The sequence below is a fragment of the Hymenobacter montanus genome (assembly GCF_014699115.1).
Classification (GTDB): domain Bacteria; phylum Bacteroidota; class Bacteroidia; order Cytophagales; family Hymenobacteraceae; genus Hymenobacter; species Hymenobacter montanus.
Genome location: NZ_JACXAD010000037.1, coordinates 1 through 20,636, shown reverse-complemented (window position 1 = coordinate 20,636; position 20,636 = coordinate 1). Strand labels below are relative to the sequence as shown.

The window sequence follows — 20,636 nt, the reverse complement described above, 5'->3', positions numbered from 1 at the left end:
TTTAAGTAGCTAAGTCAGTAGGGTCAGAGCAAGGCTAAGCTTCAGGTAAGGAGTGAGCCACGACACCCGGTGTGTCTGCCCCTGGTCCCACTGAGCGCGCGGCACGGTGGCTATGGTGCCCGTCTTAATTTTTGCGGGAAGCTCGAGCGAGCTTATTCGGCCTTAAGACTTTCTGGATTTGAATCTTGCTGCTGTCCACGATGAGGGGTCAGCACGTAGGAACCAGCGGGCAGCGCGTTAAGGTCGGCGTGGAGGGTATGAACCCCCGCGGCTTGCGCCGTTTGGGGGCAGCAAGTACGGCCGGGTAAGTCACTCACCAACGCTTGCGTGCTGCCGCTGGCGGGCCAGGAGTAGGCTAGTAGCACGGGGCCGGCCGGGGGAGTGGGCCAGTGCGACACGGTGGCCATGGTAGGGGCGGGGACCGGGGTTAAAGTCACGCTCTTCGGGGCGGGGCCCGGCTGGCCGCTGGCGTGGCGGCCCGTTGCCATTCCCTTATGATACCGCGGTCCCGATGGGGTTTCAGCAGTAAAGTCACCCGGGCACTGGGCAACCGGGCTTACCAGGCGCCTGGGCACCTTGAAGTAATGGCCGCGGGGGCTGGCCGGATATTCCATTTTCAGGGTGGTGGCTAAGCCGTTGATGCTGACCTTAGGGTCGGCACTGATGAAAGACAGGCGGTAGATGCCGTGGCCGCCAGGCTTTGTGGCCTGGGCCCGGCCGGTAACCGTGAAATTCAAACGGGCAAACACTCGGTCGGCCGGCGCCATGGGGTAGCCGCTCCGATTTTCGGGCGTAGCGGCCGTGCTCAGGAGCAGGAATAGGGTAGAGCGTGTTCTCATTTAAGTAGAAAGGGAGGGCAGCTAGTACTTGGCTCAAGCACTCCTTCAAAGTTGCCCACGAGATCTTCTCCCTTCCTAATGACGGCCGCGCTCGCTTGGATGAATAACCTCAGCGTTAGGACCAACGACAAAAAAATTTGGTCCTAGCGGCGGACCTGATGGGATGGCGGGCTGCCCCCGGCCAGCAAAAACCAGTGCCGGAGCTTCGGGAAGCAGCCCGACAGCGCCACCTCGGGCCTGCATTCAAATGAGTTACCAGCTACGACGACTTCGAATAACCACTGCCTGACCCGGGTGGCCTATTACTTTGGAAAAACGAAAGCGGCGAGCCAGTTTGGGCCTGGCTGGTACCCTTACTATCCCAAACCCTACTTACTTCACCTGGTTTGTCCGTCGCTCGTCCGGCTTGACCATGCTCGCCCGGTGGACTCTATGGCCCCGGTGTGGTCATAGCCTGATCAGGCTGGAGAGTGCCAGCTCCTCAGCCCCGGGTAGCGGCTTAGGTGCTGCTCCGCACCTACCAGCGAGGCCAGCGTCAGCCGTTTATGCCGGGCTTAAAGCGCTGGGAGCCGGAGCTGGCCCGCCTACCGCTCCTGTACCAGGCTCCCGCTGAGGCGCCGGAGTGCCGTCTCGGCCTGCTTGGCCTGGAAGCGGATGTCGAGCAGCCGCACCTCGGCGTCTAGCTGGGAGCGTTGGGCTTCGCGCAGCACCAGGGGTGTGAGCAGGCCCAGGCGGTAGCGCTCCAGGGCAATGTCCACGTTCTGGCGGGCCAATCGGATGTTGGCTTCTTCCAGGTCGAGCAGCTGCAGGAAGTTTTGGTACTGGGCGAAGGCCGTGGCGGCGTCAGCGTCAAGCTGCAGGCTGGTTTGCGCCAGGCTCAGCTTACGTTGTTCCTCGGCCACGCGGGCGTTTTGCTCCTGGCGGCGGATGTTGAGGCCGTCGAAAATCGGCACGGAAGCCACCACTCCGTAGTTAAGGCCGTAAGTGCGACCGGTGTTGGTGACGAGCTGGCTGCCAAAAAACGCCGCGCCGTTCACGTTGCGGTTGAGGCCATAGCCAGTGGTCAGTCCCACCTGCGGGAAGCGGGAGGCCCGCACCAGGCGGCGGTCGTAAGCAGCCACGTCGACGCCCAGCCGGGCCTGAAGCAGGCGCGGGTTGTTGGCCCGGATGCCGGCCGTAACGACTTCTTCGCGCAGGTCGCGCGTCACGATTAAGCTATCCGAAGGCTCGAACTCGACGCCGGGGGGGCGGCCCAACAAATTGTTGAGCGCGATTTTAGCTGCCGCGAGGGCTTGCTGCTGTTGCAGCAGCAGGCTGCGGTCGGCATTGTAATCCACCTGGGCCGTGAGCACCTCGACTTTGGCGCTCACGCCCACGTCGACTCGCGCCCGGGTCAGGTCGAGGCGGGCCTGGCCAATTTTCAGGGCTTCTTCCAGGGAGATAATTTTACCGGCCTGCCGTACCACGTCGTAATAGGCGTTGGTCACGGCTTCAACGGTTTCTTCGAGCGCGGCCCGGGTGAGGGCCTGCTGCTGGCCGCGCAGGGTCTTCAGCCGGTCGTAGGCGATGAACATACCCAGGCCATCGAAAATGGTCCAAGTGGCCGCCACGCTGGCATTCAGTAGGTTAGATTGCGCCCTGTCGGCCGTGCTGGGCTCGGGCCGCGCCGACGACTCCTGCCGCACGTTGTTGATGCTGAAGGTGCGGGTGAAGTTGCCGTTCACAACCGGCAACTGGCCGGCATTGCCCCGGGTTACGTTGTTCTCGGCAATCTGCTCGTCCTTCCTCGCAATCAGGACGCCGTAGTTATGCTGCAACGCTTCGGTAATGGCCTGCTGAAGCGAGAGGGCGGGGGCCGGGGCCGCCGAAGCGGACCGGGTCAGCTGGTTGGGCCGCGCGGTGGGCACTTGCGCCAAGCCGGCCAGTGGGATTAGGGCAAGAAGAAAGAGGCGGAAGCGTTTCATGTAAGAAAATCAGGGCAAAAAACTCTCCCCTCTCTCAAGGAGGGGTGGCCGAGCCATAGGCTCGAACGGAGGGCCTTGCTCAATGAGCAGAACGATTAATCAAAGCTAAAATCTCCCCTCTTCTCAGGGGGCTTTTCAGCCTCAGCTTACGCCACCATCGGTTGCTTCTCAGCCGCCGTTTTTGGTTTGTGCTTCTTGGCTGAGGCGAAATACGAATACATAACCGGTACGACAAACAGCGTAAGGCCCGTGGCAAACAGCAAGCCGCCTACCACGCCAATGCCCATGGCCCGCCGCCCGAGCGCCCCGGCGCCCTGCGCCAAGGCAATGGGCAAAATGCCGAGCACGGCGCACAGGCTGGTCATCAAAATGGGGCGGAAGCGGGCCGTCGCTCCCTCAATCAGGCCCTGCATGTAATCAGCGCCTTTCTCCACGCTTTGGTTGGCGAACTCCACGATGAGAATGCCGTTTTTCGTGACCAGGCCCACCAGCATGATGATGCCGATCTGCGAGAACAAGTTGAGTGTTTGGTTGAAGTACCAAAGGCTGAACAGCGCTCCCGACAAGGCCAGCGGCACCGTTACCATGATAATGCCGGGGTCGCGGAAACTCTCGAACTGCGCGGCCAGAATCAGGTAGATCAGCACCAGGGCCAGGCCGAAGGCGAAGAGGATGGACGAGGAGCTTTCGGCGAAGTCGCGCGACTGCCCCGCCAGCGCCGTGGAGAAGGAGTTGTCCAGGTTCTTGTCGGCAATGGCCCGCATGGCCGCGATGCCGTCTCCCAAGGTCTTGCCCTTGGCCAGGGAGGCCGAAAACGTAGCCGAATTGTAGCGGTTGAAGCGGTAGAGCTGGGGCGGCGTGCTCTTCTCAACCAGGGTAATCACGTTGTCGAGCTGCACGAGCTTGCCGTCGCGGCTCTTCACGTTCAGCGTGCGCACGTCGAGCGGCTGGTTGCGGTCTTCGCGGGCCACCTGGCCAATAATCTGATACTGCTTGCCATTGCGAATGAAGTAGCCGTAGCGTTGCCCGCTGAGGCCGGCCTGCAGGGTCTGCGAGATGTCCTGCACGCTCACCCCCAGGCTCTGGGCCTTCTCCCGGTCGATGACCACGCGCAGCTCGGGCTTGTTGAACTTGAGGTTCACGTCGACGAAGCTGAAGGTTTTGTCGGCCCGGGCGGCTTCCAGGAACTTGGGCACGGCGGCGGTGAGCTTGTCAAAATCCTGGGTTTGCACCACGAACTGCACGGGCAGGCCGCCCCCGCCCCCCCCGCCGGTGCCAATGCTTTGGTCCTGCGCTACCGACACGCGGGCCCCGGTGTACTTCTTCACGGTATTCGTCAGGATATCGGCCAGTTGCTGCTGCGAGTGAGGGCGCTGCTCGGGGTCTTTCAGCAGTACGCGGGCAATGCCGGAGTTGGCGGCCCCGCTGTTGCTGCCACCCCCCGGGGCCGTCACGGTCAGGACGTTGTCGGCGTCGCGCCGGGTGCTGTCCTGTAATACCCTGATGAGCTGGTTCATGTAGTTGTCCATGTACTCAAAGGAGGCGCCTTCCGGAGCCGTGGCATTGATGCTGATGCGGTTACGGTCCTCGATTGGCGCCAGCTCCGAAGGCAGGGTCTTCATGAAAAACCAAATGCCGACGCCCGTGGCCAGCACCAGGCCCCAGGCCCAAAGGCGGTTTTGCAGGAAGCTTTCCAGCGCCGCCCGGTAGCCGCCGGTCAGCTTCTCGAAGAAGGGCTCCGTTTTGCGGTAGAACCAGTTATGGGTCTCCTCCTTTTTCAGCAGCCGCGCGCACATCATGGGCGTGAGGGTGAGCGAGACGAAGGCTGAAATCAGCACTGAGCCCGCCAGCACGATGCCAAACTCGCGAAACAGCCGGCCCGTGATGCCGGTCAGGAACACCACCGGCAGGAACACCGCCGCTAACACCACGGTGGTCGACACCACGGCCATCAGGATTTCCTGCGAGCCATTCTTGGCCGCCTCCAGCGGGGTTTCGCCGCCCTCAATCCGGCTGTAGATGTTCTCCAGCACCACAATGGCATCGTCAACCACGAGGCTGATGGCCAGTACGATGGCTAGCAGCGTCAGCACATTGATGGTAAAGCCCATCAGGTACATCACGAAGAAGATGCCAATCAGCGACACCGGAATGGCCACCACCGGAATAAGGGTGGAGCGCCAGTCGCGCAGGAACAGGAATATTACCACCACCACGAGGACAAACGCTTCCACAATGGTGTGCTCTACTTCCGCAATCGAGGCCCGGATAAACACCGAGTTATCGAAGCCCGTGCTGAGCTTCAGGTCCTTGGGCAGGTCGTTGGCGTATTGCCGGACGCGCTTGTTGAACTCATCGGTAATGGCAATCTGGTTGGAGCCCGGCTGCGGAATCGCCGTCACGCCCACCATCGGAATGCCGTTGCGGCGCAGAATGGTCTGGTCGTTTTCGGGGTAGAGCTCGGCGTAGCCCACGTCGGTGAGGCGCACCAGCGAAGTGGGGTCGTCGCGCAGAATCAGGTTGTTGAAGTCCTCGACCGTGGCCAGGCGGCCCATGGTGCGCAGCGAGAGCTGGGTGCTCTGGCCCTGCACGGCCCCGCTGGGCAGCTCTACGTTTTCGCGAGCCAGGGCCTGCTGCACGTCCACGGGCGAGATGCCCAGGGCCGCCATCTTCACCGGGTCGAGCCAGAGGCGCATCGAGTACTTGCGCTCGCCCCACACCCGGATTTCGCTCACGCCGGGAATGGTTTGCAAGCGTTCCTTGAGCACGTTGTTGGCGTAGTCAGTTAGCTCCAGCAGGGTGCGCGACGAGCTGCTCAGGTAACTCAGGATGATGGGCGAAGAGTCGGCATTGGCCTTGCTCACAATGGGCGGGTCCACGTCGCGCGGCAGGCGGCCCTGGGCGCCCGACACCTTGTCGCGCACGTCGTTGGCGGCGGCTTCCAGGTCGACGTCCAGGTCGAACTCCACCGTAATGGTCGAGGCCCCGTCGCGGCTCGTCGACGACAAGTTGCGGATGCCCGCGATGCCGTTGATGCCTTCTTCCAGCGGCTCGGTAATCTGCGACTGGATGACGTCGGCCGAGGCCCCCGTGTAGCTGGTTTGCACCGTGATAATGGGCGGGTCCACGCTGGGGTACTCGCGGATGGCAAGCGAGCGGAACCCAATGGCGCCGAAAATCACGATGAGCAAGCTCATCACAATAGCCAACACCGGCCGATTAATGCTTACGGATGATAAACTCATGGCAAAACAGTAAAAACAAAATAGCGCTGGTACGTTGCAGCCGGGGGCCGCGTACTGATTATGGGACAGGCCTGCGTGAGAAAAGTCACTACGGAAGCAAGGTGAACAAAATATTCAGGTCAACAGCGGCTTAACGAAGCGCTTGGGCTGCTCCTCGTAGCCAACCCGGCAGTAGAAGCGGTGGGCTGCTTCGCGGGTCGCGCCGCTGCTTACTTCCGCCCGGCCGCAGCCCCACTGGCGAAAAACTTCTTCGGCTGCGGCCAGCAGTTGGGCGCCAATGCCGCGGCCGCGGTGGCTGGCCGCCACCACTAGTGTCACGATGCGCCCGTCGGGGGGGCGGTGCAAAAACCAGGTGCGGTGCAGAAGCACCAGCGCTACCACGTGGCCCTGCGCAACGGCCACCAGCGCCTGCTCGCCCGTCGTGCTCAGCACCGCCAGCCGATCGCGCACCGCCGGCTCCGCGGTGGGGTAACCGAGTTCCGTCAGCAGCGGGGCCAGAGCCCGTGCGTCGGCTTCGTACGCGGGGCGAATGCTGACTTCGTTTCGTGCGGTAAGGGTCGCGGGCGCGGAGTTCATGAGCTGCGGGATTTCGACAAAATCTGAGGTGCCGGGGCTAGATTTATTTCTGAATGCTCACCCGGTCGCCGGGCTTTACCTGCAAAATGCCCGTGCGGATAACCGTGTCGCCCACGGCCAGCCCTTTGGTAATCTGAATGACTTTATCCGAGCGCACCCCGATGTTCACCGGCTGCACGGCCGCCTTGCCTTTCCGCACCGTGTACACCGTGTAGCCACTGGCTACCGGTACCACGGCTTCGGTCGGAATTTGCAGGGCCGTAGCCGTTTCGCCGAGCTCCAGGTTCACCTTTACGAAGCCGCCGGGGCGGAGCTCCAGGTTCTTATTGGGGTAGATGGCCCGCACGGGCAGCGTACGCGAAACCGGGTCAATCTGCGGGTTAACGGCGTAAACTTTGGCTTTGATTTGCTTGGTCGTGGCTTCGTCGGTCACCAGCACCACGTCGCCCACACGTACTGATTGCGCAAAGCGGCTCGGCACGTTGAAGTCAATCTTCACCGGCTTCACCCGCGAAAGGGTGGTAATGGCCGTTCCGGGCGACACGTACGCCCCCACCGAGGTGTTGCGCAGCCCCAGAACGCCGTCGAACGGCGCCCGCACGTACGCCTTGCTCAGGGTCACGCGCAAGGCCCGCAAGTCGGCCTGGGCAGTGAGCAGGGCATTGTTGCTCTGCTCGTATTCCTGGCGGCTGATGTACTCTTTTTCCAGCAGGGCCCGCTGGCGGCGCTCCTGGTCCTGGTAAAGCTTGAGGTTGTACTCCTGCTTTTGCAGCTGGGCCTGCACGTCGGCCGCGTTGATGGTGAACAGCAACTGGCCCTTGCGCACGGGCTGGCCTTCCCGGATGTTCAGGCTAGTAATCTTGCCCGCAATCTCGCTCTGAATGGTCACCGACTCATCGGCTAGCACCGAGCCCGTCGAGGCCACCTGGTCGGAGAGGCGCGTGGCGGCTACTACGTACACCTGCACCGGCACTTTAGCCCCGGGCCCGCCCGCCCCGCCGGGGCCACCCTTGCCGCTGCCCTTACCACCTTCTTTGCCGGCGGTGCTGCTGGGGAAGTACTGCACTTTCGCCCAGGCCAAGGCCGCGATGATCAGGGCCGCAATCAGCCAGCCCAGCCAGCCGCGCTTACGCTTCGGGGGCGTATCCGGGGCCGGGTTGGTGGGGGGCGGGGCAACCGTGGGCGCGGGCGTCGCGGTGGTGTCCCAATTTTTGGAGGGGGCAGTGGTGGGCGGTTCTAATGGCATAGGTGGCAAGAACGCGTAAGCAATGGCCGATGTTTAGCAGCCGGCTCGTCGCTAAGCAAATACGGTAGAAGAAATATCCAACGTAACCCGTATAGTGCGAATCTGGCCCGGAAGGTTGCTTGCTCGCCCGAAAAATAGACGTACAAGGGCATCAAGCTGACCGAAACTATCTTCGCCCCGATGAAGCCGCCCACCGCTCCCGCGCCCGAATCGCGCAATTTCTTCCAGGACGTGCACGAAGTCGTGCGCCTTATTCCGGCAGGCCGCGTGAGCACCTACGGGGCCATTGCCCACTACCTCGGCGCCCGTCATGGCGCCCGTACCGTGGGCTACGCCATGATGGCCGCCCATACGGCTGAGCAGTACGTGCCCGCCCACCGCGTACTCAACCGCCTCGGCCACCTCACCGGCCGGTTGCATTACGCGACGCCTTTCGCCATGCAGGAAGCGTTGGAAGCCGAAGGCATTCGCGTAGAAGAAGACCGGGTGGTCGAGTTCAGTAAGTTGTTTTGGGACCCCAGCACGGAGCTGGTCTAGAAGCTGCGTCCGGCGTTACTGGGGTGTTGTCAAACAGATAGGGAACCGACCGGCTTGCCACGCTCTTCCCCTTTGGCCGTGCTTTCTTACCGTTACCTAGCACCCTGCTTCAATTCTTGTAGGGCGCCGCTCTTTATCATTTCCTTACGGCTTTTGTATTGGTGCTTTAGAAAGGCAGAAATAGCAGATAAATACGCTATTTCTGTGGCTTCAGGTAGTGGATTCCTTTTTAGGTAAGTGGAGTATGCGGTTAGTATCTCAGCTGTAGAGCTATTTAGCAAGACTGTAATTTTGCCTTTTCGATTGATAAACAAGTTTCCCGTATCATGAGCACTTGAAATAAAATAGTAGATACCATCGGTTAATTCCCGTTGGGAGGGATGAAGCACATTGAAGGTTGGTAACTGTGTGAACCTTTCAGGCATTACCGGGTAGTTTTCGTGCTTTTCAAGGTGTGCTATCAGTTGAAGAATTGCCGGGCGTGGCATTCTAACTGCCTCTGTTAGTGGTCGATTAAAACTCTGCCCATTGCAAAGCACCGGCCCGAGTAGTAGCAACAAAAAGGCTAAGCGTCTCATTCGTTATTTTTTTCCTGCTCTAATTTCGTCAGCGACCTGCTTCTCTAATTGGTCTGGCTTTTTCTCCCTTGCAGCGGGGGTTGGGGGAGGAGTAGCCGTTTCTTTTGCTATCTGCTCTTTGTCTACCGCGTGCACTGATTCATGAGCTGCAACGGCACCAATAGCCTGTTCCATCGTGAGCCCATTTAGTACTTTATCAGTTGTTTTCCCATCTATCGACATTTGTATTGCGCCGGTATAGACCGTAATGGATTTCGCCTTGGTTGGCTCGCCAGTAAAGCTATCAATGGGGGGAGTAGTGCCACCCAATAAGATTGTTTTGCCCTTAGGAGGCTTACCATCAACTACATAAAATATTACGCCAATATCTGATTTGTCAATGGCGCTCAAGCGGGCGCGTCCGGTAGGAGTGAGAGCCATTGCGCTAGCTACCCGTCTTTCATTTGCAGTGGCATTTTTACCTAGCGTAACACTGCCATTTTGGTTAAACTGCACACTTACTCTTTTCCCGTTCGGGTCGATAAGCTCTCGGCCGTCAGGATCCATATAGCGTACCGGGTTGTTTTCTACGAACACGTAGGGGCTAACATACATAAACTTCTCGGCTAGGGGGTCCGGGCTCATCCAGCGGCTCGTAATATCAGGCTTCGCGTGTCCCATAAGTGAATCCGGGGGCAGTAGGTAAGCCACGCGGTGCAGATGTGTATCGTACACCACCGAGCCAATGCGGCGCAGGCTGTCATTGGTGAAAAACTCCTGAAACCGACCGTTGCTCAGTGTAGCAACCTTTACCGTAACCCCATACTTGAGAAAGGGCTGTTGGGCGTAAACGGAGCGGCCGAGGCCCAAGGCCAGCAGCAGCGAGAGAGCGTAGAAATAGCGCATGAGCAGGTAGGACTTAAGGTTTTTTCTGGTACTTCTGTTTTTCAGTTTTCACTGATTGCAGCCAATCGGCGTACATCTGTGGGGGCATCTCGCGGTAGCCTGTCTCAAAGATGCGTGTATAAGCAGCTTCCATTGCGGCGTATACCTGTTGGGCTTCTGGCTTGGAAGTTTGCCGTTCAAATTTCCGTCGCAGGGTTTCAGCTTGAAGCAGTTGCGCGTTGATATAGTGAGGGAAGTAACGCAAGGCTAGGTTGGTGCATTTGCTCACGAACGGCTCCGCTACTACTGGCCCCACCCTGCGCTCATAGCCTTTGGCGAGGTCTACTAGGCAGAGAACCACGTTTTGCTTGGCGCTGAGTGTATCCATATAAATCCCGCTGATGATGGTTTCGCGGCTGATATAGCCCGAAGCGGTCAGCCAAGCATCGACAGGGAAAGTATAGCTGGTCAACTCCGTGTTGTACCAGCCATCTTTTCGGTTGTGCTGCTTTAAGTAAATGTGGTTAGGGGCTAGGCTAAGCCAAGTTTGCGCGCCAGTTTCATCGGCCAGCATTTTGTAGAGATAGGGCAGCGAGTGGCAGTTACCCTTGCGGGTGACTAATAACTTGCTTACAAACATCTTGCGCCAGTCATCATCTCCGTCGAAGTCCTCGAAGTCGTATCGGAAGGGGGGAAGTGTGGCACCTTTGCGTAAACGGGTGCTATCTTTCATCATTAGGAAGATAGCTGCGTTACGGGCCACGTTCTCCTTGTCGTCGCGGTTGTATAGAAAATACGGTTCGTTGGTTTTTTTCAACAAGCGGCAGACCGCAGCTAGGCCGCTGATTTGCTGGCTGAACTCCTCATAACTTAGGCGATTATCGAAGTAAGCGTTCTCCGTCAGGAACACGGCCCGCTTAAAGTTGAGAGGATAACGTCCATCGAGCATCTTGGCCAGCTCTTGATAAGCTGGCTCGTAGAAGTTGGCTACCATCGGAGCCACCAATAAGGCTGGAACTGCCGGCACAATTACCCGGATGGGTACGCCCGCCAGTTGCTCCGGCAGTGGTGCAGCCTGCCAACTCTTTGCCGAACTAGGATAATAGGCCGGTATACGCAGAGCCAGCGGCTCCACCGGTACCAGCACCCGCCGCGAACAGCCAACGCCGAGCAAGAGTAGAGCCAGGCACCAAAGCAGTAGGTAGTGATGTTTCATCAGGACATATTATTTGGCGGCAGTAGGGGCGAAGCGGGCGGCAGCCCGCTGGCTAGCTTGGCGCGCCTTTTCTTGTTCCAGGGCGTTGAGCCAGCGGTCGTACTGGTCCTTAGGCATTTCCTCAAACCCAACGGCGGCCAGGGCGCGGTCCCAGCGTTCTATCTCGGTCATATAGGGCTTCAATTGAGGCAGGGTGCGAGCCACTTCCGGTGCGGGCTGACCGGCTTTCTTCCAAGGCTTGACGAAGCGAGCCAAGGCCACGTTATGAGCTAGGATGCGCGCCTGCATCCCTTGCGGGTAATATATCAGGGCGAGGTCGGCGCATTTCTTTACAAACTCGTCGTAGCCGTAGTAGTGCTCGTAGCCGTTGGCCAGGTCCACGAGTTGACAGGCCAGGTTCTCACGTAAAGTGAGGGTGTCCAGGTAGGTGCGCTGTTTCAGGGCCCCGGCTTTGATATATCCGGAGCTCATATAAAAGGCATCGGTGGTGAAGTGCCCATTTGTCGTTTCGTAGCGGTAAAGCGCTCCCCGACCATCCTTGACCGATATAAAAGTGTGGTTGGGGGCCATGCTGATGTAGGTTTTCACTCCCAGCCGATCAGCTAGCATCTTGTAGAGCAGTGGCAGCGAGTGGCACTGGCCGCTTCCGCTGCGCAGCAACTTGGTGACAAACATCTTGTGGTAGTCCTGTTCGCCTCGAAAGTCCTCAAAGTCGTAGCGGTAGGGCAGGTGCTTGGAGACAACCTTACCGGCGTCGCTTACTTGCACAGTGTCGGTCATCAACCGGTGCAGGGCCATAAAGCGGGCGGTCGGGCTGGTATCGGTGCCGGCCAAGCCCCGGCAGATGGTGGCTAACTCATCCAGCTCGGCCTTGAACGCGGCGTAGCTCAACTCGCCAGCCGCGTAGCTGTTCTCGACTACGAACACGGCTAGCGGTAGACTGGCCGGGCGTCGCCCATCCAGCATTTCGACCAGCACTCGGTAGGCAGCCTCGTACTGAGGCTTATTACGAGCCTCGAATTGGGTGTTGAATTCGGCTTGTTCGCGGCGCCCGCGCTCGAACTGGTCAATGTCGGCTTGCACCCCAGATAGGCTGTGGTCGGAGCGCCCAGCAGCTTGCTGGGCGTTGTAACGCTCGACCTCATCCATTGCCGCCTGAGTTTGCGCCCGGGTACGGGCCTGCTGGTCCTGTGGCAAGCTGCCCGGCGTGGGAATGCGTGGCCCTTGTGGTTTGGGCACTCCTAAGTCTGTGTTGGGCATTTGCCACGTCTGCGCGGGTGTAGCGGTAGCTAGGCTTAATACAAGCAATGAACAGACGAGCGAGAGTAGTGGGTAGCGCATTCGGTAGAGGCTAGGTCAAAATACTTGTTCCGGCTGTAATTCTTAGTAGAAGAGCTAATGAGGGAGTTATTAAGCAAAGGGTTTAGGAAGTAAATGTAATAAAAATTTATTATATGTTAATATTGTACAGTCGAGTAACCGCTATTAATAACTGCTCAAAAATGTAGAGGCCAAAACCAGTACGTGTTGCGCTTGGCCACCCTGGATTTGACGGTTTTCGATACGGCCCGGCTCACGGGCTTGAATAGACGCTTCATCAACGACTAGCCCCCGCATTTGCGCCGTCGGTTGCCGCCCTGATGCCCGCTGGCGGCCGGGCCGCCACAAAAGCTACTACAAAATGCTCTTTTGTTCGTCAACAGCCCCTCTGAACAGGCTTGCGTCCTACAACACTATTTGTTTGAGAACACCTTACTGGCCCGCCGCGGCTGCGAGCACGGCGCTGCGCATTTCCTCCGGTGAGGTGTTTTTAACCAGGTAGCTGTGCGCCCCCTCGGCCAGGACCGTGCTCACCAGCGAAGGGTCGTCGTGCATGGAGATGATGACTACGCGCACCCCCGGGAACTGGGTGCGCAGCAGGCGGGTAGTTTGCAGGCCGTCGAGGATGGGCATTTGCATGTCCATCAGCACCACGTTGGGGCGGCTGCCCTGGTCCAGCAGCTCGAGCAGCTCCTGGCCGTTGCTGGCCTCGCACACCACTTCAATGCCCGCGTAGCCGCTGAGCAAGGCCCGTAAACCTTTCCGAAACAGGATATGGTCGTCGACGATAGCCAAGCGGACCGGCCCGGTGCTGGTCGGATAAGTAGTGTTAGAAATCATGTACTTAAGGTAAAAGTAGGGCTTGGTGTACCGGCTGGTAACAATGTAACGGGTAAAACAGCTTCGACCCGGGTGCCAACGCCCGGCTCGGAGTGGTAGTGTAATTGGCCACCGAGCACCGCCACCCGGCTCCGGAGGTTAATGAGGCCCATGCCCACGGGTTGGCCGTGGGGTCCGGGAGGAGGCAGCTCTTCGAGCGCCGCTAGGTCGAAGCCCTGGCCATCGTCGGAATAAACGAGGGTGAGCAGGCCTGGCTCCGCGCTCACGCGCAGCACAATGTGCGGCGCCTCGGCGTGCAACAGGCCGTTGGTGAGTAGCTCTTGCGCAATGCGGTACACCATTAATTCATGCGGGGGAATAAGCCGGTCCAGGCAGCCGTCCTGCTCCAGGCGCACTTCCAGGCCGTTATCGGTCGGCACGGCCTGCACCAGGGCCCGCAGGGCCTGGGTCAGGCCCAACTGCTGGAGGGTAGCGGGCTGCAGGTTGCGCGAGATGCGCCGCACCTCTGCCACGGCCTGGTCGATGAGGGCGCTGGCCTCGGGCGAGGGCGGGCGGCCGGGTGCGTACAGGTGCAGCTTGGCCAGGGCCAGAATCGTCCCGACCCCATCGTGCAGCTCGCCGGCAATGCGTTGCCGCTCGTCTTCCTGAGCCACCAGCGCCGCCGCCAGGGCCTGTTGCTGCGCCGCCTCGTGCAACTGCGCCATCTCGTGCTGCTGCTGTAGCTGCGTGCGCTGAAAGCGCACCACAAACCACACGAGCCCGAGCATGAGCGCGAGCGATGTAGGGATAAGCAGCAACAGCGGTAAAGTATTAGTCACGTGAGGGTGCCGGCGAGCAGATTATACAAAAGAAAAGAAAAAGTAAGACTAAGTCAATTATTGGGTGAAGGACTATTGGACGAACGCGGCGGTTTGGGTCCCGGCTAGCTAAAGCCCGCTGCCAATCAGGCATTAAACGCGGGGACTAGCCCCTCTAACTGCTACCACCAGCTCAATTAAGACACCAGCCGGACGAGTTGGCGTTGATAAGATCTGCTGTCTCAGCCCAAGAATAGAGCCAGAGTATGCCTCAAACCAGGCTCACTGCGTCGTTCATTCTGCAGGCATCATCGGTGCAGCCCGAGAGCTCAGCCGCTATCTAAGGAGTAGGAGAGTGGGCTTGCATACCAGCTAGGGGGCCACGAAAAGGAGCAGAATGTTTCCTCCATGTTGGGCGGGTGACTGAATCACCTGCTCGCAGATGATGTCAAACATCTCCCTGTTGCTGGGCCCCTAATTCAAAGATGAACGCTTTCATAATAGTCCATTTTAGAATTTAAGCCGGTTTTCGCCGCCACAGAGATGAGCGAGCAACTGCCTCAGCGACGGTACATCATAATTATTATGAGCTTGCTGCTCTTTGATAATCCATAGGCTCTTAGCAGCTTAAATTGAATTCTATAACAGTTTGTGGAATATTTTTAAACAATTAACGTATTATTTCGCACTTATTCAAAAAATCAGACAAATAATTTACCAAGCGCGGCCGGGCCCGCCCGCCAGGTCGTCGTGCTCGTCTAAGTCCTCTTCGTCTTCGTCCTCTCCATCCGATAATTCATCCTCCTCTTCCTCAATAGGTTCGTCGGCTTCGTCTTCGTCGTCCAGGGTGTCGAACACGCGGTCGAGGGAGGCTTCGGCGTGGCGTAGCTTATGGCGGCAGAGACGAATTAATTCGGCTGAGCGTTCGACGCGGGTCGTGAGGTCGTCCACGTCCACGGCATCGGTTTCGAGGGCCCGCAGAATGGTTTCCAGCTCCTCAATGGCTTCGCGGTAGGTCATGTCTTTTGATGTACGGAATTATTTGATTGGATTACTTATTACTTGGACTGCTGCGGAATAACCACTGATGCCGGGCTGCTTGTGCTGGTTAAGGGTGAGGTTATTATGCAGTTGGCTGATAGCAGTACGGGCTAGTGGTCAGCTTTATGTGCACTATATACGGTTGGCTTTCGTTGGCGCAGACTCGCGGAGTCCGCGTTACAGTACTCTGTCAGGTTTTATACGCCGGGCCCTTACTCCTGAGCTGCCCATTGATAGCTGCCAGTCGTAGCTCGTTGCGGTGCAAGTGGCGCTCCAGGGCTAGCTGCAGCCGGAAGCGGCGGCGAAGCACGTCCTCGCGCCGCCGCCGGTGGTGACGGATGAAGCGCCTCAGCAGGGCCCGGCCGCGCTGGCGCAGGCCCCGCTGCTCCCGGGCCAGGGCCTGGCGCGCCGCCCGGGGCAACTGGTGCCGAAAGCGGAGCAGGCCCTGCGCCAGCTGCCGTAGCTGTTCGCGCGGGCCCTGGGCCGCGTGGCGGGCGCGCTCGCGCAGGGCGTCGCGGGCCGCATCGAGCTGGCGGTGGGCAGCGTAGCGACTGCGTCCGCTCAGCTGGTCGAGGCGGGCGTGGCGCTGGCTAAGCTGCTGGCGCGCCAGCGCCACTATCTGTTCGCCATAGCCCAGCAGCGTGGCTTCGAGCCGGGCCAGGCGCTCGACCAGGAAAACCGCAACGGCGGTGGGCGTTTTCAGGGCGCGGTGGGCGGTGAGGTCCACTACGGCTTCGTCGCGCTCGTGGCCTATGCCCGTGAGTACGGGCAAGGGAAACGCCCCCACGGCTGCCGCCAGCCCATACTCGTCGAAGGCCAGCAAATCGGTCCGGCTGCCCCCGCCGCGGATAATCACCACGGCGTCGAACTGCCCCCGCCGGGCCCGTACGCCGGCCAGCGCCGCCCGAATGCTGGCGGGGGCCTCGTCGCCTTGCATCAGGGCTGGAAACAACGTTAGCGCGAAGTCATAAGCGGCCTCGTCGAGCTGCTGCACGAAATCCTGGAACCCCGCCGCCGTGGGCGAGGAGATAACCGCCAAGCGTTGCGGGGCCAGCGGCAGGGTGAGTCGCTGTTGCCGTTCCAAAAGACCTTTTTCTTCCAGTAAGCGCAAGGTGCGCAGCCGCTCCAGGGCCAGCTCGCCCACGGTATAGCTCGGGTCGATGGCCACCACGTCGAGGCTCAGGCCGTACTGCTCGTGGAAGCGGACCTGTACCCGCAGCAGCAGCTTCAGGCCGGGGCGTAGCGCCTGGCCGGTATGCCGCTCAAACGCGGGGGCCAGCTGCTGGTAGCGCTGGCTCCAGAGGGTGGCCCGAGCCTGGGCTTTCACGGGCATGCCGCGGCCGTCGGTGGTTTGCTCGGTAAGGCTGAGGTAGCAGTGCGCCCCGGCAAACCGGGGAATGGTGATTTCGGCTACTTCGGCTACTACCCAATAAGAATCATCCAACTGCTGCTGCAAGGCCTGGCGCACGCGGCCCAGCAGGTCAGCTAAGCCCAGGGGGGGCGGGGGCAGAAGGGGTGGAAGCTCGGGACGGCGGTTGTAGAGCGGCATCGCGGCAAGTTACGGGCGACGGGCCGGAGGAGGCCACTGAGAAACGGCTGGTGAAACAAAATCTCTTCCCAGCCCAAGCGGGCGCATCCAGCACCCGGACAGGGGTAACTAAATAAAAGAACAACATCGTGCCAAGCGGAGCATCTCGCCAGCAACAGTAAACCAATTGCTTGAGTTACTACTTCAGGCAAGCAGCTTCGTTCCCGGCTTGGTACTCGGTGCGCCACCCACCGGCTCGGCCAGAATACACACAACTATTATGTTCAACGGCCGCCGTGTAGCGTGGACTCTGCGAGTCCGTGCGTATCCCGCCCACCACAACCATATATTCTAGCCCCCGCCTAACCCTTGCCCCAACCAGCCGAAAGGTTACCAATCGTAACTATTCTATCTGGCTGATTACTGGCCCAAACAAAGCACAGCGGCCTTGCGAGCAAGCGGTGGCGGAACCCCGACTACCGCTTGCGGCGTTCGTGCAACCCTGATGAATTGCGCGTGTCTGTAACTTCACGGCATCATTTCCCCATCCAAACTTTATTTCATGGCTCTAACTTCTATTGCGCGGCGGCTAAGCCTGGCCGTGCTCGGCCTGGGCAGCCTGGTTACAACGGTCGCCACGGCGCAACCCAAAAAGCCCGCGGCGGCAGCAGCCCAGAAAGGCGTCGGCATCAACATTGCCAACATCGACCCATCGGTGAAGCCCTGCGAGGACTTCTTTCATTACGCCTCGGGTAACTGGCTTAAAAACAATCCGATTCCGGGATCTGAAACCCGCTGGGGCTCTTTTAACGAGCTGGCCAACCGCAACAATGCCACGTTGCGCGCCATCCTGAATGATGCCGCTAAAAACGCCGCCAAAGCACCTAAGGGCTCTAATGCTCAGAAGGTAGGCGACTTCTACGCGTCGGCGATGGACTCGGCGGCCATTGAGGCGGCCGGCCTCAAGTACCTGCAGCCCCACCTCGACCGCATCGCGGCCATCCCGGATTTGAAGGGCATGCAGGCCTTCCTGGCCGACCCCAAGGCCCACGCCGGCAGTGTGTGGTTTAACTCGGGCGTGGCCCCGGACGATAAAATCAGCACCCAGTACGCGGTGAAAATGGAGCAGGGGGGCCTCTCGCTACCCGACCGCGACTACTACCTGAAGGAAGACGCTCGCTCCAAAGCCATTCGCACGGCGTACGAGACGTACATGGTCAACGTCTTCAAGCTGCTCGGCGACAACGAAGCCACGGCTAAAGCCAACGCCGCCGCCGTGCAACGCCTGGAAACGCGCCTGGCCAAAGCCAGCAAGTCCCGCGTAGACCTGCGCGACCCCAACGCCAACTACAACAAGATGAGCCTGGCTACGGCCAACGCCGCGTATCCCAACCTCAACCTGCCACTCCTCCTCCAGGGCAATGGCCTGAGCGCGGCCCAGGAAGTAATCGTGGGCCAGCCTGATTTCCTGAAGGAAGTGAGCGTCATGCTGAAGGAAGAGCCCCTGGCCGACCAGAAGCAGTACCTGCGCTGGCACTTGGTCAGCAGCGTTACCTCGGCCCTGCCCAAAGTCTACGGCGACCAGGCCTTCCGCTTCGCCCAGGTGTTGACCGGGGCTAAGCAGCAGCAGCCCCGCTGGAAGCGCATGCTCGGCTCGACGGACCGCGCTCTGGGCGAGGCCTTCGGCCAGCTCTACGTGGATAAGGCGTTCTCGCCGGCTGCCAAGGCCCGCGCCAAGCAAATGATTGAGAACCTGCGTACCGCCTACGCCGAGCGCATTCAGGCGACCGATTGGATGAGCGCAGCCACCAAGGCCGAGGCCCTGAAAAAGCTCAATGCCTTCGTGGTAAAAATCGGCTATCCGGACAAGTGGAAGGACTATTCGGCCCTGACCATCACCCGGGAGTCGTACCTGAATAACCTGCTCGCTGCTCGCGTGTGGGCCAGCAATGAAGATTCCAAGCACTTCGGCAAGCCGATTGACCGCACCGAGTGGGGCATGACCCCGCCCACGGTGAACGCCTACTACAACCCGCCAATGAACGAGATTGTGTTCCCGGCGGGCATCCTGCAGCCGCCCTTCTACGACCCCAAGGCCGACGACGCGGTGAACTACGGCGGGATCGGGGCCGTCATCGGCCACGAAATGACGCACGGCTTCGACGACGAAGGCCGGCAGTACGACGCCGCGGGCAACCTGCGCGACTGGTGGACCAAAGAGGACGCCGACAAGTTCAACGCCAAAGCCGCCATCGTGGGCAAGCAGTACGACGCGTTCACCCCGCTCGACTCGGTGCACGTGAACGGCAAGCTCACCATGGGTGAGAACCTGGCCGACCTCGGCGGGCTCACCATCGCCTACCAGGCCTTCCAGAAAACGCCGCAGGCTAAGGCTGGCAAGCTGATCGACGGCTTCACACCGGAGCAGCGCTTCTTTTTGGGCTACGCTCAAATCTGGCGCACCAATGCCCGGCCCGAGTTTCTGCGCCAGCAAGTGCAAACCGACCCCCACTCGCCCGCGCAGTTCCGCACCAACGGCCCGTTGATGAACATGCCGGAGTTCTACAAAGCCTTCGGTTGCCAGGAAGGCAACAAAATGATGCGCGCTGCCGCCGAGCGCTCCCGAATTTGGTAAGCTATTTGATAGGAGCTGTTTGAATCGCGAGTGAGAAACTGTTCTCCCTCCCGATAAGAGAAGGCCCGTCTCCCCTGGAGATGGGCCTTTTTATTGCCCTAGTGGGCAATCCTGGGCATTTTGGCGTGTGAGTAAGTGCTCAAAGGGCCGCTCGAAACCATCCAAGGTTGATGCAAAACCATTGCCGCCGTGCAGCCCCAGATCGTTACCCAACGCTTCGACGGCCCGGTAGCAAGCCGCGGGTTTCCAATTATCCGATGGAGTTTCAAACCGTTAACACGGCCGACTTCGGGCGCTTCGTGCCACAATGGGGACTTGCTCAGCCCATGCTCGCAACTTGGCCCTGCATTGGCAGAGCTTGGGGCCTTCGAACCCTGGCAGACGGCTGCCAGGGCTAGTTAAAGGGTCGGGGCAGGACCAATAGCGCCAATCGGCAGCAACCGAGCCCGCTACTTTACCACTTCCACTTTCATGGTGATGTCGTGCACGGGCCATTTATCGGATTCCACGGGCTCATTGGCAATTTTGTCGACCACGTCCAGCCCCTCAATTACTTCGCCGAATACCGTGTACTGGCCGTCGAGGGAAGGCACGCCACCCACGGTGGCATAAGCTTTTACCTGGGCGGGAGTGAGCGGGCGACCAGCCATGGCCTGTGATTGGTTGGGGGCCAACTTCTCGCCCACCACAAAGTAGAAATCGGTATTGGACGACAGGCGGTGGGGGTTCTGCTCGTCGTCGTAGCGCGCCATGCCCAAGGCTCCTTTCCGGTGGAAATGCGCGGGCCGAATCTCGGGTGGGAGGCGGTAACGCTTGAGCCGGATGGTGCGGGCGCCGTAGGTTTGGCCGCCTTGTACGGCGAAGTCCTTCACCACCCGGTTGAACATGGTTTCATCAAACACTCCCTTGCGGGCCAGCAGCAAGAAGTTGGCTTTGTGAATGGGAGTGTCGTCGTAGAGCTTCACCCGAATGTTACCCAGGCGGGTTTTAATCAGCACCTCCGAGCCGGGGTACTGGCGGCCGTAGGCCAGCAGGGCAGGGGGGGCGGCACTATCGGTGAGGGTGGCCAGGTCGGGGCCGGGGATCACGGGCGCGACTTTAGCGGAGGCCTTGGGCGGCGACTGATTGCAAGCGGCCAGCGGGAGCAACAGGAGCAGGTACGCGAAGCGGGTCATGGCGCAAAATACGGGCGGGCTGCTTTAATGGTCGTCGCCGGCTCCACCAGGTAGGGCTGGCAGGTCGTTGGGCAACTCAGCGGCCTAACCGTCGTTGGCCTAAGCGCCGAAAACAGCCACGAAAAGAATTAAAAATTAAAAATGAAGAATTAAAAATTGACTAGGCTGTACGGACAATTATCTTTGGGTTCGTGAGCAATCTGGATGAAATCAGTGACCGGGCATGGGCGGCGTT

Annotated in this window: 16 protein-coding genes; 2 read left to right on the top strand and 14 right to left on the bottom strand. The window is 59.8% G+C overall.

Annotation, left to right across the window (positions count from 1 at the left end; all coding sequences use genetic code 11):
• Positions 1-152: 152 nt before the first annotated feature.
• The 5 genes from IC235_RS21220 to IC235_RS21200 all read right to left on the bottom strand — a co-directional run bounded on the left by IC235_RS21220 (position 153) and on the right by IC235_RS21200 (position 7,870).
• Positions 153-839, bottom strand: coding sequence for a hypothetical protein (locus IC235_RS21220; RefSeq protein WP_191007224.1), 687 nt, complete (start codon positions 837-839; stop codon positions 153-155).
• A 584-nt stretch (positions 840-1,423) separates the two neighbouring features.
• Positions 1,424-2,803, bottom strand: a complete 1,380-nt coding sequence (locus IC235_RS21215) for a TolC family protein (protein ID WP_191007223.1) — start codon at positions 2,801-2,803, stop codon at positions 1,424-1,426.
• 146 nt (positions 2,804-2,949) lie between these two features.
• Positions 2,950-6,048, bottom strand: coding sequence for an efflux RND transporter permease subunit (locus tag IC235_RS21210; protein ID WP_191007222.1), 3,099 nt, complete (start codon positions 6,046-6,048; stop codon positions 2,950-2,952).
• A gap of 114 nt (positions 6,049-6,162) precedes the next feature.
• Positions 6,163-6,624 carry a GNAT family N-acetyltransferase gene (locus IC235_RS21205; protein ID WP_191007221.1) on the bottom strand — a complete coding sequence of 154 codons (462 nt, stop codon included), beginning with the start codon at positions 6,622-6,624 and terminating at the stop codon, positions 6,163-6,165.
• Between the two features lie 43 nt (positions 6,625-6,667).
• The gene (locus IC235_RS21200; RefSeq protein ID WP_191007220.1) at positions 6,668-7,870 is read right to left on the bottom strand and encodes an efflux RND transporter periplasmic adaptor subunit; all 1,203 of its coding nucleotides are present in this window, start codon (positions 7,868-7,870) and stop codon (positions 6,668-6,670) included.
• 180 nt (positions 7,871-8,050) lie between these two features.
• Here IC235_RS21200 and IC235_RS21195 point away from each other — a divergent pair, with 180 nt between their 5' ends.
• The gene (locus IC235_RS21195) at positions 8,051-8,407 is read left to right on the top strand and encodes an MGMT family protein (RefSeq protein WP_191007219.1); all 357 of its coding nucleotides are present in this window, start codon (positions 8,051-8,053) and stop codon (positions 8,405-8,407) included.
• 92 nt (positions 8,408-8,499) lie between these two features.
• Here IC235_RS21195 and IC235_RS21190 read toward each other — a convergent pair whose 3' ends face one another.
• The 8 genes from IC235_RS21190 to xseA form a co-directional block, all read right to left on the bottom strand.
• Positions 8,500-8,985, bottom strand: coding sequence for a hypothetical protein (locus IC235_RS21190; protein ID WP_191007218.1), 486 nt, complete (start codon positions 8,983-8,985; stop codon positions 8,500-8,502).
• A 3-nt stretch (positions 8,986-8,988) separates the two neighbouring features.
• Positions 8,989-9,870, bottom strand: coding sequence for an RHS repeat-associated core domain-containing protein (locus IC235_RS21185; protein WP_191007217.1), 882 nt, complete (start codon positions 9,868-9,870; stop codon positions 8,989-8,991).
• A gap of 13 nt (positions 9,871-9,883) precedes the next feature.
• Positions 9,884-11,065, bottom strand: coding sequence for a hypothetical protein (locus IC235_RS21180; RefSeq protein ID WP_191007216.1), 1,182 nt, complete (start codon positions 11,063-11,065; stop codon positions 9,884-9,886).
• A gap of 9 nt (positions 11,066-11,074) precedes the next feature.
• The gene (locus IC235_RS21175; RefSeq protein WP_191007215.1) at positions 11,075-12,304 is read right to left on the bottom strand and encodes a hypothetical protein; all 1,230 of its coding nucleotides are present in this window, start codon (positions 12,302-12,304) and stop codon (positions 11,075-11,077) included.
• Between the two features lie 513 nt (positions 12,305-12,817).
• On the bottom strand, positions 12,818-13,225 hold the full coding sequence (locus tag IC235_RS21170) for a response regulator (protein WP_191007214.1): 408 nt from the start codon (positions 13,223-13,225) through the stop codon (positions 12,818-12,820).
• Entirely contained in the window at positions 13,222-13,992 is a 771-nt protein-coding gene (locus IC235_RS21165) for a sensor histidine kinase (protein ID WP_191007213.1), read from the bottom strand. The genes IC235_RS21170 and IC235_RS21165 overlap by 4 nt, the downstream gene beginning before the upstream one ends.
• Positions 13,993-14,736: 744 nt before the next feature.
• On the bottom strand, positions 14,737-15,042 hold the full coding sequence (gene xseB, locus IC235_RS21160; RefSeq protein WP_191007212.1) for an exodeoxyribonuclease VII small subunit: 306 nt from the start codon (positions 15,040-15,042) through the stop codon (positions 14,737-14,739).
• A gap of 211 nt (positions 15,043-15,253) precedes the next feature.
• Positions 15,254-16,612, bottom strand: coding sequence for an exodeoxyribonuclease VII large subunit (xseA, locus tag IC235_RS21155; RefSeq protein ID WP_191007211.1), 1,359 nt, complete (start codon positions 16,610-16,612; stop codon positions 15,254-15,256).
• A 541-nt stretch (positions 16,613-17,153) separates the two neighbouring features.
• On the opposite strand from xseA, the gene IC235_RS21150 reads away from it, so the two are divergent.
• Complete coding sequence (locus tag IC235_RS21150; RefSeq protein ID WP_191007210.1) at positions 17,154-19,226, top strand: M13 family metallopeptidase; 2,073 nt, start codon at positions 17,154-17,156, stop codon at positions 19,224-19,226.
• A gap of 449 nt (positions 19,227-19,675) precedes the next feature.
• Here the strand turns inward: IC235_RS21150 and IC235_RS21145 are convergent, their stop codons facing one another.
• Positions 19,676-20,401, bottom strand: coding sequence for a peptidylprolyl isomerase (locus IC235_RS21145; protein ID WP_191007209.1), 726 nt, complete (start codon positions 20,399-20,401; stop codon positions 19,676-19,678).
• Between the last annotated feature and the right edge of the window lie 235 nt (positions 20,402-20,636).

What these genes read in the sequence shown, in the direction of transcription:
- IC235_RS21220 (WP_191007224.1), bottom strand. Translation starts at nt 839, where the DNA reads ATGAGAACACGCTCTACCCTATTCCTGCTCCTGAGCACGGCCGCTACG.
- IC235_RS21215 (WP_191007223.1), bottom strand. Translation starts at nt 2,803, where the DNA reads ATGAAACGCTTCCGCCTCTTTCTTCTTGCCCTAATCCCACTGGCCGGC.
- IC235_RS21210 (WP_191007222.1), bottom strand. Translation starts at nt 6,048, where the DNA reads ATGAGTTTATCATCCGTAAGCATTAATCGGCCGGTGTTGGCTATTGTG.
- IC235_RS21205 (WP_191007221.1), bottom strand. Translation starts at nt 6,624, where the DNA reads ATGAACTCCGCGCCCGCGACCCTTACCGCACGAAACGAAGTCAGCATT.
- IC235_RS21200 (WP_191007220.1), bottom strand. Translation starts at nt 7,870, where the DNA reads ATGCCATTAGAACCGCCCACCACTGCCCCCTCCAAAAATTGGGACACC.
- IC235_RS21195 (WP_191007219.1), top strand. Translation starts at nt 8,051, where the DNA reads ATGAAGCCGCCCACCGCTCCCGCGCCCGAATCGCGCAATTTCTTCCAG.
- IC235_RS21190 (WP_191007218.1), bottom strand. Translation starts at nt 8,985, where the DNA reads ATGAGACGCTTAGCCTTTTTGTTGCTACTACTCGGGCCGGTGCTTTGC.
- IC235_RS21185 (WP_191007217.1), bottom strand. Translation starts at nt 9,870, where the DNA reads ATGCGCTATTTCTACGCTCTCTCGCTGCTGCTGGCCTTGGGCCTCGGC.
- IC235_RS21180 (WP_191007216.1), bottom strand. Translation starts at nt 11,065, where the DNA reads ATGAAACATCACTACCTACTGCTTTGGTGCCTGGCTCTACTCTTGCTC.
- IC235_RS21170 (WP_191007214.1), bottom strand. Translation starts at nt 13,225, where the DNA reads ATGATTTCTAACACTACTTATCCGACCAGCACCGGGCCGGTCCGCTTG.
- IC235_RS21165 (WP_191007213.1), bottom strand. Translation starts at nt 13,992, where the DNA reads ATGCTCGGGCTCGTGTGGTTTGTGGTGCGCTTTCAGCGCACGCAGCTA.
- xseB (WP_191007212.1), bottom strand. Translation starts at nt 15,042, where the DNA reads ATGACCTACCGCGAAGCCATTGAGGAGCTGGAAACCATTCTGCGGGCC.
- xseA (WP_191007211.1), bottom strand. Translation starts at nt 16,612, where the DNA reads ATGCCGCTCTACAACCGCCGTCCCGAGCTTCCACCCCTTCTGCCCCCG.
- IC235_RS21150 (WP_191007210.1), top strand. Translation starts at nt 17,154, where the DNA reads ATGGCTCTAACTTCTATTGCGCGGCGGCTAAGCCTGGCCGTGCTCGGC.
- IC235_RS21145 (WP_191007209.1), bottom strand. Translation starts at nt 20,401, where the DNA reads ATGACCCGCTTCGCGTACCTGCTCCTGTTGCTCCCGCTGGCCGCTTGC.